Below are 13,650 nucleotides of genomic sequence, written 5' to 3' on the forward strand. Positions count from 1 at the left end.
CTATGAAAAAGAAAAACGAGATGAATGACCGCTACGTGATCATCATGGCGGGGGGCAAGGGCGAGCGTTTTTGGCCGATGAGCCGCGAGAAGACGCCGAAGCAGTTGATCACATTATTGGGCAAGCGTTCATTTTTGCAGCAGGCGGTGGATCGCGTGTTGCCGCTGGTGCCGCTCAAGAATATTTTGATCATCACGAATGCCGTGCAGGCGCCGGAAGTGCGGCGGCAGCTGCCGAAGCTGCCGAAGCAAAACGTGATCGCGGAGCCGTGCGGACGCGACACCTGCGCGGCGGTGACGTTGGGCGCGGCTATTGTCGGCGCGCGTTCGACCACGGCGGTGATGGCAGTTTTGCCGGCGGATCACGTCATTCCCGACGAGAAAAAATTTCAACAGGTACTTGCGGATGCCTTTGATTTGGCGGGGCGCGGGCAGGCGATTGTGACCATCGGCATCAAGCCGACGGAACCGGCGACGGGTTATGGTTACATTCATGTTGGCGAACCGTTGCCTGCGCCTAAAGGTGTGAAAGGATATAAGACGACTTTCTTTAAGGCAGAACGATTCGTTGAAAAACCGAATCTCGAAAAGGCGGTCGAATATGTGAACAGCGGGCATTATCGCTGGAACGCGGGCATGTTCATCTGGTCGTTCGTGACGGTGACGGAAGGTTTGCAGAAGCATCAGCCGGAAATGTTCGAGGCGTGCCAGCGCTGGTTCAAGGTCGCGAACACGCCCGCGAAGCTGGACAAGGTGCTGGCGAAGGAATATCCCGCGATCAAAAAGGTCTCGATTGATTTTGCCTTGATGGAGCACGCGCAGAACGTGGTGGTCGCGGATGGTTCGTTCGACTGGGACGACCTTGGTTCCTGGACGGCGCTGGCGCGGCATTTGAAACCGGACGCGGAAGGCAACTGTGCGGTGGGAGATTTCGTGCATGTGGATGCGGCACGAAATATTGTCTTCGATGCGCGCACGAAAAATCGCACGCCGATTGCCATCGTCGGATTGCGTGATTCGATCCTTGTGCAGACAGACGACGCAACGCTGGTCGCGCACAAAAGCCAGGCGCAGAAAATTAAAGAACTCGTCGCGAAACTCGCGAGCACGCCGGCTTATAAAAAGTTGGTGTAAACGCCAGACTAGGGATTTTGGCCTTGGACGATGGGCGGGGGCGCGGTCAAAAAGCTAGTGACATCCATTCCGCCAAACAGATTTTTATAAAGCGCGATAGGTGTTCCGACGAGCCCCGGAATGGACCACCAGCCGAACATAAAGCACCAGAGGGCGTGCTTGCGGCCCGCCGCGCGATGGCTGGTGGTTGGTGGCACCCATTCAAAAACAGACGACGTGTGAGAAAAAAGGATGACCGAATAGATGCGCCGATATTGCACAATCGAGCCGCCGTGCTGGTGATAAAGTTGCAGCAACTCAGGCAGGTTGCGAATGGGCACTTTGTGATTCCACCAGAGCGGGACCATGATTCCTCCTTTATTTCATAGCGTTATCGGCAACATATTCAACTTTCGCGCAAAGTGGCGTTGAGCGTTCGCTTGAATGCTTCGACCAATTTTTCGTGGGCGGCGTTCACTTCATTGTCGGTCAGCGTGCGCTCGGCGTTGCGATAAGTGAATGCATACGCAAGGCTCTTTTGACCAGTGGGGACGTTCTGGCGGCGGAAAATATCGAAGAGTTCCACGTTCTCGAGGTTCGCGGGTTTGACTTGTTTCACCGCGCCGAGAACAGCCTCGTGGGTTGTGGCTTCGGGCACAAGCATGGCGACATCCCGGCGGATGGTGGGAAATTGCGGCAATGGCTTCAACATGCGCGACGGATTTCGGCGTGCGAGCAGAAGATCGAGATTCAATTCGGCGATAAGCACGGCATCGCGCAGGTCGTAGCGCCGGGCAAGCGCGGGCAGAAGCTGGCCGAGTTCGCCGAGGGAATTTTTTCCAAGTTGAATCGTGCCGGACTCCAGCAGCAGAGTGGTGCTTTGCTCGCGCCGCGCGAAGGTGTAACCGCGCAGGCCGAATTGCTCGAGAAATTCTTCGAGGACACCTTTTAAATCGTAGGTGTCGAACTTCGCGGCGCGATCTTCGCCGGACCAAAATGGAACCTGGCGCTGGCCGGTGAGGATGATGGCGACGCGCCGTTCTTCGCGCACCTGGCCATTGTTCGGTGCAAACACGCGACCGATTTCAAAGAGTGCGACATCGTGATTTTTGCGATTGAGATTGTGGCGGAGGGCGTCGAGGAGGCCGGGAATGAGACTGGGGCGGAGGGCATCCATGTCATTGCTCAAGGGATTTTGCAAAGCGACGGATTCGCCGGTGAGCTTGGCGGACGCGCTCGAAATAAGCGTCTGGCCCTGGGCTTCGCTGAGGCCGAGGCCGGTGAGAATGCGGCGCGCTTCGGCAAGTTGATCGTGAACGGAATCGAAGGCGTTGGCACCAATCGCGCCGCGCGGAGGCGTCGAAGGAATATTTTCGATGCCAAACAGGCGTGCGACTTCCTCGATCAAATCCACTTCGCGTTTCAAATCCACGCGGAAGGTGGGAATACGGAATGCGGGCGTGGACGAACCGGCGTTGGTCAATTCGAGGCCGAGACTTTGCAACGATTTGATTTGGCGATCGGCGGGAATTTCGATGCCGACAAGTTGCGAGGTTTTTTCGGGACGCAGCGAAATGGTTTTCGGTTCGGCAGGTTGCGGGTAAACATCCACGACGCCTTCAGCCAATTCACCACCGGCGGTTTCGAGAATTAATTGCACGGCGCGGCGGCTTGCCCAATCGCAGATGCCGACATCTCCACCGCGTTCAAAGCGGTAGGAGGAATCCGTGCGGAGTTCCAATTTCTTGGAAGTCGCGCGAATATTTTGCGGCTTGAAATAGGCGCTTTCGATCAAAACGTCTTTGGTGTTTGAAGTGATTTCGGAATTTTGGCCGCCCATGATGCCAGCGAGTGCGATGCCCTTGGTTTCGTCAGCGATGAGCAAGGCTTGATTTGTGAGCGTGCGTTGCTGGCCGTCCAGGGTGGTAAATTTTTCACCTTCGCTCGCGCGGCGGACGACGATGGTGGGACGCTGGCCGTTCGCGGCGGTGACGAGATGATAATCGAACGCGTGAAGCGGCTGGCCGATTTCGAGCATCACGTAATTGGTGACGTCCACGACATTACTGATGCTGCGGATGCCGACTTTCTCGAGGGTTTGCTTGAGCCAATCGGGACTGGGGCCAACCTTGACGCCGCGAATGATGCGCGCCGCGTAGCGCGGACAAAGTTCGGCGTCTTCTATTTTGACGGCGATGAGTTCGGCAGTTTTTGCGCCGGACGCGGGGAGATTGCCAGGGTTCGGAATTTTGAGCGGGTTGCCGGTGACAGCGCTGATCTCGCGAGCGATGCCGATGACGCTGTTGAGATCGGGACGATTGGGGGTGATCTCGAGATCGTAAACGACGTCGTTGCCCGCGCGGCCAAGATATTCGGCGAAGGGCTGGCCGACCCTGGCATCGGGCGAAAGAATGAGCAGACCATCCACTTGGTCGGGCAGGCCAAGTTCCTGAGGGGAACACAGCATGCCGTGAGATTCGACGCCGCGGATTTTGCCGACCTTGATGGTGAAGGGTTCTTTGTCGCCGGGTTTGGGGGGCAGGGACGCGCCGGGGAGAATGAGCGGGACTTTATCGCCGGCCTGAAAATTTTGCGCGCCGCAAACGATTTGGCGTTCGCCGGTGCCGTCGTTGACGCGGCAGAGGGAAAGTTTGTCGGCGTTGGGATGTTTGTCTCGGGTGATGACCTGGGCGACGACGATGCCTTCGAATTCGCCGCCAATTTTTTGGACGCCCTCGACCTCGATGCCAATCATGGTGAGGCGCTCGGAGAGTTCGGCGGGCGACCAGTTGAAATCAACGTATTGCTTGAGCCAGTTAAGGGTGACTTTCATTTAGATTAATTGGTTTTCGATAAATTCTAATACCTCTTCTGCTTTGTTCAGATAATTTGAAATTCGCGCAATAGTGATGTCGGAATTTTGGCCATGCGCAATTTGGTGTCGGTTCGCCATAATTGCATCAATCGCTTCTCTTCTACCGTTTAGATCGACAAATGTTTCCAAGTCTTTGGCCCATGATTCTTTGAATGATCCTGAGATTTCTAAGAATCTTTTGGTCTTAGGGTTTTGAATTTTACCAAGTTGGATTGAAGCGTAATCGCCGATTGGTTTTGGTGCTATTCTTGTAACAAAATTAGTATACAGAGCAATCACCGCATTTTCTAATAATCCCGCTGTAAGCACACATGCGTAGCGCGCCCAGTGAGATTGCAATTCTAAGTCATCAGCAGTGGCGGAAGAACTGTTCAACACTAGCGCGCGAATCGAGGCAAGCTGCCTAGCGATGTCAGCGTTTCTCATTTTATGTGTGAGAAGGCGGCTGTTGCTAATTTAATTCGTTTTTCGACGTTTGGTTTATCTGATGTCGCATCAGTTACGGCGGAGAGATATTCTGGGTTGGTGGTGAGTTTTTTATACGATGCCTTAATTTGATCCGTTTGAGCTATTTTCCCGCGACTCAATCTTTTTGCCAAGCCGATCATCACGGAGTCAAACACCGCCGCGTTAAGAGCTCTTTCCGGCCGAAAAGCTTCTGCTCCGAGGATTTCAAAAATCAGTTTAATTGTCGAAATGAATGTCTCGCGGAACAATTTTAATTCTTCGGCGGTTGGGTTGCGGTTCTTGAGGGCAAACTTGCTTAAAAATTCTGCAAGTGGACGTTCGTAAGAATCCGCATTGGCGTATAAAGCAAAAAAACGCAAAATGAGCTCTCGATCTTTTAACCGAGGATGAGGTTTTCCAAAAACCTGTCGCCATTCGCGAATTTCATTCAACTCTTCAATGAGGTCTAATAAAGCACCTCGATAAACAGCCACACGGATTTCTTGAGCCGACAGACGTTGGCCGGTTGTATTCAATCGTTCAAAAATGTGATAGATGCTTGTGTCATCATTTGTCGGTTTTTCTTGTTTTATGATCGTAGCGTGAATTACGTAATCATTTAAATTTCTTCTTTGCGCATCAGATAAAGCTTTGTATGTCAACCCTTCAAACCTTTCTGATACTTTAGAAAGTTTGAATACTTTTTGATTCTTATCCCCCTCTTTAGGATTAAAAATACCTTCTACAAAAAATTGAAGAGTTTTGAGTCGTTGCTGCCCGTCAATTACCAGCAGCTTGCTCGATTCAACTTCCTTCGCAAGGAATACGCCCGGTACTGGCAGTCCCAGAAGGATTGATTCAACAAAACGTGACGCTTCAGGGAGCCTCCAAACGTAGTCCCTTTGAAACGGTGGTATGACAATATCATCGCGTTGCAAACGTGCGACGAAACCAGCAACATCATAGTCCGCACCATAGCTCGTTATCTCGTAGCGGACGTTCGGGGTCGTATCGTCATTTTCTGCCTCATCAATTACTTCCGCCACATGTTCGGACTTTTGTTTGCTCAGTTTGCTTATTTTCATTTTTTTCAAGCGAAAAGTTTTTGATGGCGTTTGGTGAATGAGAATATGAATCAGCTATTTTAAAATTGTTTTAGAAAACGGACATCATTCTCGTAAAACAACCGAATATCATTGATTTCATAGCGGAGCATGGCGATGCGTTCGATGCCGAAGCCGAAGGCCCAGCCAGTCCAGATTTCGGGATCGTAGCCGACGTTCTCGAAAACTTTTGGATGCACCATGCCGCAGCCGGCGAGTTCGAGCCATTCCTTGCCCATCTTGCGAACCATGGGGCTGGAGAAATCTATCTCGAAGCTGGGCTCGGTGTAGGAAAAATAATGCGGGCGGAAACGCAGCTTCACGTCTTTGCCGAGGAGTTCCTTGAAGACGAATTCGACGGTGCCTTTGAGGTCGCCGACGGTGACATTTTTGTCCACGTAAAGGCCTTCGATTTGCTGGAAGGTCGGATTGTGGGTGGCATCGGCGTTGTCGCGGCGATATACGCGGCCCGGCACGATGATGCGGATGGGCGGCGGTTGTGATTCCATCACGCGAATTTGCACGGAGCTGGTGTGCGTGCGCAGGAGAAATGGTTTTTGCGCGGGCGCGCCAGGTTGGGCGGTGGCGGACTGAACGTAGAAGGTGTCCTGGGAGTCTCGCGCGGGATGATCGGCGGGAGTATTCAAGGCGTCGAAGCAATGATATTCGTCTTCGATCTCGGGACCGTCGGCGACGACGAAACCGATTTTGCGAAAGCTGCGGACGATGTCTTCGGTGACTTGCGTGAGCGGATGCAATTTGCCGAGGGCGCGGCGGCGTCCGGGCAGAGTGAAATCGGTGGGCTCTTTGGGCAGCGCGGCTTTGAGTTCGAGTTCGGCGCGGCGTTCGGTCAGGGCGGCTTCGAGTTCGCCTTTGGCGACGTTGACGAGTTTGCCGGCGGCGGGTTTTTCCTCTTTGGGCAGGGAGCCGAGTTGTTTGAGGAGCGCGGTGAATTTGCCGGCGGCTCCGAGGTAGTTGCCCTTGGTCTGTTCCAGGGCGGCGAGGTCGGGCGCGGCGCGCAATTCCGCGATGGCGGCGTTTTTAAGCGGTTCGATCTGATCGAGAAATGACATAGGCGAGCGGTATTATGAGAAAACGCGGCGGGGGCGGAAGTTTAAAGTTTGGGATTCGATGGAATTTGTGAACGGCGGTTTGCAGGTCTATTTGACGCAGAGGCGGGGAGGCGCAGAGGCGCAGAGGGGGAAAAGATTTTAGGATGGGACGGAATCGGAATTGGATTGAGGGAAATAAAAAAACGGGCGTCATTGCTGAGCGCCCGTTTGAGAGATTTTGGTATCGCGTGGATTTAGGCTTTAGCAGTCTTCACGGCTTTGACCGCTTTGACGCCTTTGTCTTGCAATGCCTTGACAGCGACTTTGACGAGTTCGCCGAATGCGGCGTTGTCGGTGGCGGCGATGTCAGCGAGGACCTTGCGGTCGAGGGTGACTTTCGCGGCTTTGAGGCCTTCCATGAAACGGCTGTAGGTGGTGCCGGCAGCGCGGGCGGAGGCGTTGATGCGGACCTGCCAGAGCTGGCGGAAGGTGCGTTTCTTCACCTTGCGATCGCGGAAAGCGTATTGCTTGGCGTGATCGGTGGCGTCGGCTGCGTAACGGTAAAGTTTCGAGCGGCGGCCGCGGAAGCCCTTGGCGTCTTTAATTGTACGGATACGGCGCTTGCGTGAAGCGGGTGCGTTAGTAACTCGCATAAAATTTAATGATTAATGGCTGAAAGGAAGGTTCTGGGTGATGCGATAGGCATCGGTGTGATCCACCTGTTTGGCGGTGCCGAGGCTGCGGCGGCGCTTGGCGTTTTTGGAGGCGAGCAAATGGCGTTTGCCGGCGCGTGAGCGCATGACCTTGCCGGTGCCGGTGATTTTAAACCGTTTGGCGACCGCTTTCCGAGTTTTGATACCTTTTGGGCGTCTCATAATTTCAAATTCGTTACAAAAGAGCGGGCACTATATAGTTCACCAATGGATGAAGCAAGCGGTATTTTGAAATTTTTGGTGAGCCGGAGAAGCCAGTGGAACGGCTGGGAAAATGTCTAATGAGTTTGCGATTAGCATATTAGGAGTGGCTAGTGGTCAAGTCTCAGGTCGAAGGATTTAAATTCTGCGAAAAATGAAAGATTTCCGATCAAACCTTCGCGGTGCGGTTCAAGTAATCATTGAGGCGGCTATTCCACTGGCTGGGCGCGGGTCCCTGGGCGGGAAGCGTGAAAAAGAATGCGGCGCCCTTGTTCAATTCGGCATCGGCCCAGATACGACCGCCGTGTTTGCGGATGATGCGCGCCACCGTGGCCAAGCCCACGCCGGTGCCTTCGAATTCCTCAACGCGATGCAACCGCTGGAAAACCCCGAAGAGCTTGCCGGAATATTTCATGTTGAAACCGACGCCATTGTCGCGGACGAAGAAGGCCACATCGCCATTGTTTTTTTGCGCTCCCACTTCGATGACCGTGTGCTCGCGCTGGCGGGAATATTTAATGGAATTGGAAATCAGGTTCGTGAAAACCTGGCGGATGAGGCCGGGGTCGCAATCCACTTCCGGCAATTCAGAGATTTTCCATTCGATATTTCGGTCGCCGGCCTCGACCTTGACATCGGCGATGACTCCCTCGACAAGCGGACCCAGCGCGACATGCTGACGGGTCAATTCTTTTTTGCCGACGCGGCTGAGGTTGAGCAGATCATCCACCAGCCGGCCCATGTTCTGGCTGCCTTGGCGAATCTTTCGCGCGAACTTCTGCGCCTCGGGAGACATTTGCGGGCCAAATTCCTCCTCCAGAATTTGCGCGTAGCCATCCACGTGGCGCAACGGCGCGCGCAGATCATGGGAAACGGAATAGGTGAATGATTCCAACTCCTGATTGCTGGCGACGAGTTCCGAGGTGCGCACTTCCACGCGCAATTCCAATTCGGAATTCAAACGGCGCACTTCGTCCTCGACGCGTTTGCGCTCGGCGATTTCGCTTTCCAGTTGCTTTTGATTTTCAATCGCTTTGTGCGCGTGGGCATTGGCCTTCTCGCGCGCCACGTGCATGGAACGGCTGAAAAGAATGATCGTGATGCACACCAGAATGGGCGGCAACATGGTATCCAGATATTGATGCGGCTGGACGGAAAACGAATATTTTGGATCGAGAAAAAAATAATCCGCGAGGATAAAGCCGCTGATGAAGGTCAAGATGGACGGAACAAGACCGCTATACCACGCCACGGCGGTCGTCGCGACGATGAACGTAATGAAGACATGTTTAACCGGACTGTTCTCCAAGAGGGGGTCGAGCGCTTCACGGATGAGAAAAGCGACTGCGACGGCTACGAAGGCAAACAGATAACGCTTCGCCGGTGAACGGCTATCGTGCATGCCTTTAACGGAAAGCGTTTCGTCCGCAGACTCTTTCATTGATTGACTTACGAATATGTAAGCCAAATAAAGCGGAATTGAAAGCATTTAGTTTGTTCTTCAACGGCATCAAACTATTTCATTTGTCATTCGATCGTAGGCTGCGCGAATTTTTGCCGATAATGGAGAGCGTGCGATTGGATGCTTGTCCAGCGAGGCGACTTCGACAATTCCCCACGAACTCATGGATAGAAAAATACCTTCGGCGCGCAAGAGTTCCGCGGGCGTGAGGCTGGTTTCTAAAATCGCCAAACCCAATTCGCCGCAAATCCTCGTGACGACCAGGCGCGTGACGCCGGCGAGAATTCCGCTGTTCAAGGGCGGCGTACAAACCGTGCCATTCGCGATCCAAAAAAAATTGCTCATCGAGGCTTCCACGATTTCGCCGTTGGTATTGAGCAGGAGCGCTTCATCTGCGCCAGCGGCATCGGCTTCGGCGCGCGCAAGAACTTGCGGAAGTTTATTGGCGGTTTTGAATTGCGCGAGCGGTTCGCCGGCGGGCAGGCGATACGATGCAGTCACGACGTGCCACGCGGGTGGTCCGGCGCTGGCATCCGGCGCGGAATGGACGGACATGGTAAGGGTCGGGCGGTCTGCGCCGCGAGGCGAATATCCGCGCGGGCCAACGCCGCGTGAGAGAGAAATGCGCAGAAGCGATTCAGGCATCCGATTGCGCTGGATGAGTTGCGTGGCGTGGCTGAGCAATTCGTCCGGGGCAAAGGGAATTTTTATTTTCAGAAATGCGGCGCCGCGCTCGAGGCGTTCGAGGTGTTCGGCCCAGCAAAACAATTGACCGCGAAAGACGCGCAGGGTTTCAAATAAGCCATCGCCGTAAAGAAACCCGCGGTCAAAGATGGAGACGGTAGCTTCGGTTTCGGGGACAAATTTGCCGTTGAGAAAGACGATGGCGCTCATAATCGGGAAAAGATTATCGGGGGGCGGCGATTTGAAGCAAGCAAACGTGAATTGGATTTCAAGTTAAGAGATGGTCAAAATCTGCCGATTTATTCGAGAGGATGGTTAGGGGACATGAGAGTGACCACTGTAACCGCCAACTTATCAATGCCTGAACTGCCGAATGTAAAAATGAAAAAATGAAAAGACCGAGGAAAAAAAGAGCGGCCGTTTTTGGGCGCGCTTGCTACGTGGTTCGGTGGTTGCCGAACTTTCGGGCGTACTTTCTTCTGGAGACTCGCGGGCGATTTCAATCGCCCATCCAATTATGAGATGGATTCCCGAATCCCAGCCGAAAATGCCCGCGGCGCCGAATGAAGGCAATTTAGCCATCCTGGATAAATTGTGGATCGGTCCCGAAAAATTGAATATGCGGCGTGCAGCCATCGTGGTTTTTTTTGTTGTGGCGGCCTTGTTGTTCATTCGTCAGCCCGCGGCGATATTTCAGGCGGGCTTTTACGGTGAGGATGGCAAGATTTTTTTCAAGCAGCAGTACGAAATGGGTTTTAGAGATTCTGTGATAACGCCGTATGCCGGCTATCTTCCTACCGCTCCGCGAATTGTTGCCTGGGCGTGCAGTGTCCTGCCGCTGGAGTATTTGCCGTTTGCATACGCAATGATTTCGCTGCTAGCGGCGGCGGGTGTATTGGCATTTTTTTGTTTGCCGAATTTTCGGCACGTTATCAAAAGTGACTCACTGCGGATTACACTCGTGATGGTGTTTACTTTGATGCCCAATGCCGAACCGCTCATGAAGGCGGCCTTTTTAGGCTGGTATCTATTATTTTTCCTGGCGTTGGTGACGCTCATGGAATTGCCTCAGCGATTGCCGGCGTTCTGGCTGCTGCTTTTGCCAGCGGTTCTGACCGCATGGACAACTCCGGTCGCGATTGTTTGTTTGCCTCTTACCGTGCTGCGGGCGTGGATGACCAAGGATGTCAGGGAGCGTGCATGGTGGAGCGTGTTGACCCTGGCCCTCATTACATATCCGCTGATGGCGGAGCGGCCGCCCGGTCTGATGGCCATGTTGCTGCACGATTCAGATTGGAAGCTGGCTTTGGTCCGGTGCATCGGATATCGCGTTTTCTGCTTTTTCTTTTTTGGCCAGACGGCCATGTATCCTTTCCCGTCCGAGGGATGGAATGTGATACTGGGAATTTCCCTCGTGCTGGCGGTCATTTGCGTTGCCATCGCGATACGTTTGGCGAGGCAACATTCAAGAAGCGGGCTTTCCCGATGGTCTTCGATAATTCTGCTCTATTTGATACTTGGTTTGCCGGCGATGTTCGTCCTGCGAACACAATGGCTGCGATATTTTCTCCCTTGGGACGAAGCCTGCTGGGAATTCAATGGGCGATACTTTTTTTGTTCTACACTTTTGATGGGGGTGTTTTGGGGCGTGGCGTATGAGAGACTTTGGTTCGAGTGGTTCACAAACAAAATTTCCAGACGCCAATGGGCGACGGTCTTGATGATAGCCTGGTTGAGTCTGCACATCGCAAGTTTCCGGCTGGATTCCTGGAATATTCACACTCCCTGGAGTCACTTCTCAGAACAGATTCGAGCGGCGCAAGTGCGAGCCGACCAAAGTGGAAAGCGGGAACTGGTTTATGTGGCGACGCGAGCCGCAGGGTTTGATTTCGATCTTGTCGTCAAACCGAAGGCGCCGAAACCGGCGGATCAGTCCTCGGCCAGATAATTCGATTTGACTCGTGATTGTCCGAAACGCAAGGCGGTGAGAAAACCGGCGGCCTTGGCAAGCGTTTCGTCGTATTCGGCGGCGGGGATGGAATCGGCGACGATGCCGGCACCGGCGTGAAACCAGGCGCGGCCTTCGCGGCAGACGGCGGTGCGGATGGCGATGGATAACTGACTTTCGCGATTGAAGCCAAGGTAGCCGAGCGCGCCAGTGTACGGGCCACGCGCGACGGGTTCCAGTTCGTCTATGATTTCCATGGCGCGAATCTTGGGTGCGCCGGTGATGCTGCCGCCGGGAAAGCAAGATTGGAACGCGGCGAAGTGCGTGACGTCTTTGCGCAACCGGCCTTCGACGGTGGAGACGAGGTGTTGCACTTGCGGGTAGCGTTCGAGCCGCACGAGTTCGGGCACTTGCACGGAGCCGTATTCGCAAACACGGCCAAGGTCGTTGCGCAACAGGTCGGTGATCATCACCAGCTCGGACATTTCCTTGGCGCTGGTTTGCAATTCGTAAGTGAGTTGGGCGTCGCGCATGGCGTCGGCGGAGCGCGGACGTGTGCCTTTGATGGGGCGGGTCAAAATGTGCGGGCCGCTCAAGCGCAAAAAAAGTTCGGGCGATGACGAGGCGAGTTGAAAATCTCCACAGTCTATATAGGCGGAAAAGGGCGCGGGCGAAACTTCGTTCAAGCGTTGAAAGAATTCCCAACCGGTGACATGGCACTCCGCGGAGAGGCGCTGGGCGAGATTGACTTGATAGATGTCACCCGCGCGGATGTAGCGCTGGATTTGCTGGACGCGCGCGATGAATTCATCGCGGGTGAGAGTGGATGTGGGCGGTGGTGGGGAAACTATTAAAACAGTTTCTGGTGTGTGCGCTGGGATTTTCCCCCGGCTGAAGCCGGGGGTTAATGAGAAGTCCTGGGTGGTGTGTTGGCGCTTGAGTTGGTTGGTGTCTGATGTGGTGACGAGTAGTGCTGTCCACCAATCTAACTGCATGCGGGCGCGCTGTTCGGTGCGCGAGGCATCGGCATCCAGGCCGGTGGAGATGATCCACGTTTTGCTGAGATGATGATCGAATACCACGAGGCTGTCGTAGAAACCGACATTGCAATCGGGCAGTTCGAGATCGTTGATGGCGCGGCGCGGTAGGCGCGGTTCGACGAAATTTTTCAGATCGTAGCCCCAGTAACCGAAACATCCGCCCAGCGGGCACGGCAGGTCCACTTCGTCGAGCAGTTCGTAGCGGGCCATGAGGCTGTCGAGAATGGACCATGGATTGCCGAATTGCGGTTGGGAAGTGTTGGTGCTGTGATTGGTCAGTTCGCCGTGTGAGCCGAAGGAGCGAAAAGTAAGAAATGGCCGCGCAACGATGAAGGAATAACGCGCGGTGGAAGATTCAAACAATGCACTGCGCAAGAGCATGACGCCACGTTCACCGCGCAGTTGCTCAACGAGCGATTCGGGCGTATGCTGGGTGGGGATTGGTTGGATCAGCGGGTGCATGTTGTTTGTGGCAGGCCTGAGAGGAAAAGTAGAACCAAATTAACGAGATCCCGCTTAATCTCCTTCCACATGCGTTTGCTTCAACGAAGCCGCGCGTTGTTTAGAGCAAACAGGTAGTGTCTCAGTTTCTTTTGGCATAATTTTAATTAGCTTCAACGAGGCTGCGTGTTGTTTAGCGCGGAGAGCTGTCGCGTAAAAATTCAGCGTCCCATCATCCGCCTCGCTTCAACGGGGCCGCACTTTTTTGCGCGGAAAAGCACACCAGCGTGCCGGTGACTTCGCTGGCGTACGGTTCACTTCAACGAGGCCGGGTAATCATCCGCCATAACCATTCATCCGCTTCTTCGTGAGTTTTGAAACGATAGACGCCTCTTGGGACACGCACACCACCCAGAGCTTTTTGCCAGGCAGTCGCGTTGGCGATATTGCTGTGGGCCAGGGAAAGAGCGGGCTTTTTCGTGCGGCGGCCGACGACTCTTTCAATATTTTCTTCGATATTAATCAATGGTTGTCCCACGGCATTGATACTTTAGCTCGCACCGATGCGCAAA

13 protein-coding genes are annotated in these 13,650 nt (G+C 54.0%); 2 read left to right on the plus strand and 11 right to left on the minus strand.

Annotated elements, in window-relative coordinates; all coding sequences use genetic code 11:
• Positions 1-2: 2 nt before the first annotated feature.
• The gene (locus tag VH413_04240) at positions 3-1,133 is read left to right on the plus strand and encodes a sugar phosphate nucleotidyltransferase (GenBank protein ID HEX3797889.1); all 1,131 of its coding nucleotides are present in this window, start codon (positions 3-5) and stop codon (positions 1,131-1,133) included.
• An 8-nt stretch (positions 1,134-1,141) separates the two neighbouring features.
• Here VH413_04240 and VH413_04245 read toward each other — a convergent pair whose 3' ends face one another.
• The 9 genes from VH413_04245 to VH413_04285 form a co-directional block, all read right to left on the minus strand.
• A complete protein-coding gene (locus VH413_04245) occupies positions 1,142-1,480 on the minus strand; it encodes a hypothetical protein (GenBank protein ID HEX3797890.1) in 339 nt (112 codons plus the stop codon).
• A 38-nt stretch (positions 1,481-1,518) separates the two neighbouring features.
• Entirely contained in the window at positions 1,519-3,945 is a 2,427-nt protein-coding gene (gene pheT, locus VH413_04250) for a phenylalanine--tRNA ligase subunit beta (GenBank protein HEX3797891.1), read from the minus strand.
• Positions 3,946-4,413 carry a HEPN domain-containing protein gene (locus VH413_04255; protein HEX3797892.1) on the minus strand — a complete coding sequence of 156 codons (468 nt, stop codon included), beginning with the start codon at positions 4,411-4,413 and terminating at the stop codon, positions 3,946-3,948.
• Complete coding sequence (locus tag VH413_04260) at positions 4,410-5,519, minus strand: DUF262 domain-containing protein (GenBank protein HEX3797893.1); 1,110 nt, start codon at positions 5,517-5,519, stop codon at positions 4,410-4,412. Before VH413_04260 ends, VH413_04255 begins: the two co-directional genes overlap by 4 nt.
• Before the next feature lie 59 nt (positions 5,520-5,578).
• A complete protein-coding gene (pheS, locus tag VH413_04265; GenBank protein HEX3797894.1) occupies positions 5,579-6,610 on the minus strand; it encodes a phenylalanine--tRNA ligase subunit alpha in 1,032 nt (343 codons plus the stop codon).
• 233 nt (positions 6,611-6,843) lie between these two features.
• On the minus strand, positions 6,844-7,242 hold the full coding sequence (gene rplT / locus VH413_04270; protein ID HEX3797895.1) for a 50S ribosomal protein L20: 399 nt from the start codon (positions 7,240-7,242) through the stop codon (positions 6,844-6,846).
• Between the two features lie 12 nt (positions 7,243-7,254).
• Positions 7,255-7,464, minus strand: coding sequence for a 50S ribosomal protein L35 (rpmI, locus tag VH413_04275; GenBank protein ID HEX3797896.1), 210 nt, complete (start codon positions 7,462-7,464; stop codon positions 7,255-7,257).
• Between the two features lie 208 nt (positions 7,465-7,672).
• Entirely contained in the window at positions 7,673-8,944 is a 1,272-nt protein-coding gene (locus VH413_04280) for an ATP-binding protein (GenBank protein HEX3797897.1), read from the minus strand.
• 69 nt (positions 8,945-9,013) lie between these two features.
• A complete protein-coding gene (locus tag VH413_04285) occupies positions 9,014-9,859 on the minus strand; it encodes an aminotransferase class IV (GenBank protein HEX3797898.1) in 846 nt (281 codons plus the stop codon).
• Positions 9,860-10,097: 238 nt separating this feature from the next.
• On the opposite strand from VH413_04285, the gene VH413_04290 reads away from it, so the two are divergent.
• A complete protein-coding gene (locus tag VH413_04290) occupies positions 10,098-11,597 on the plus strand; it encodes a hypothetical protein (GenBank protein HEX3797899.1) in 1,500 nt (499 codons plus the stop codon).
• Here the strand turns inward: VH413_04290 and pabB are convergent.
• Together pabB and VH413_04300 are read right to left on the minus strand one after the other, a co-directional pair.
• Entirely contained in the window at positions 11,579-13,099 is a 1,521-nt protein-coding gene (gene pabB, locus VH413_04295; GenBank protein HEX3797900.1) for an aminodeoxychorismate synthase component I, read from the minus strand. The two genes, VH413_04290 and pabB, sit on opposite strands and share 19 nt — an antisense overlap.
• 298 nt (positions 13,100-13,397) lie before the next feature.
• The gene (locus VH413_04300; GenBank protein ID HEX3797901.1) at positions 13,398-13,616 is read right to left on the minus strand and encodes a hypothetical protein; all 219 of its coding nucleotides are present in this window, start codon (positions 13,614-13,616) and stop codon (positions 13,398-13,400) included.
• Between the last annotated feature and the right edge of the window lie 34 nt (positions 13,617-13,650).

This window comes from Verrucomicrobiia bacterium (assembly GCA_036268055.1).
GTDB lineage: Bacteria > Verrucomicrobiota > Verrucomicrobiia > Limisphaerales > Pedosphaeraceae > DATAUW01.

Coding starts and splice junctions, on each gene's coding strand:
- VH413_04255 (HEX3797892.1), bottom strand. CDS start 4,413: ATGAGAAACGCTGACATCGCTAGGCAGCTTGCCTCGATTCGCGCGCTA.
- rpmI (HEX3797896.1), bottom strand. CDS start 7,464: ATGAGACGCCCAAAAGGTATCAAAACTCGGAAAGCGGTCGCCAAACGG.
- VH413_04245 (HEX3797890.1), bottom strand. CDS start 1,480: ATGGTCCCGCTCTGGTGGAATCACAAAGTGCCCATTCGCAACCTGCCT.
- VH413_04285 (HEX3797898.1), bottom strand. CDS start 9,859: ATGAGCGCCATCGTCTTTCTCAACGGCAAATTTGTCCCCGAAACCGAA.
- pabB (HEX3797900.1), bottom strand. CDS start 13,099: ATGCACCCGCTGATCCAACCAATCCCCACCCAGCATACGCCCGAATCG.
- VH413_04260 (HEX3797893.1), bottom strand. CDS start 5,519: ATGAAAATAAGCAAACTGAGCAAACAAAAGTCCGAACATGTGGCGGAA.
- pheS (HEX3797894.1), bottom strand. CDS start 6,610: ATGTCATTTCTCGATCAGATCGAACCGCTTAAAAACGCCGCCATCGCG.
- VH413_04240 (HEX3797889.1), top strand. CDS start 3: ATGAAAAAGAAAAACGAGATGAATGACCGCTACGTGATCATCATGGCG.
- pheT (HEX3797891.1), bottom strand. CDS start 3,945: ATGAAAGTCACCCTTAACTGGCTCAAGCAATACGTTGATTTCAACTGG.
- VH413_04280 (HEX3797897.1), bottom strand. CDS start 8,944: ATGAAAGAGTCTGCGGACGAAACGCTTTCCGTTAAAGGCATGCACGAT.
- rplT (HEX3797895.1), bottom strand. CDS start 7,242: ATGCGAGTTACTAACGCACCCGCTTCACGCAAGCGCCGTATCCGTACA.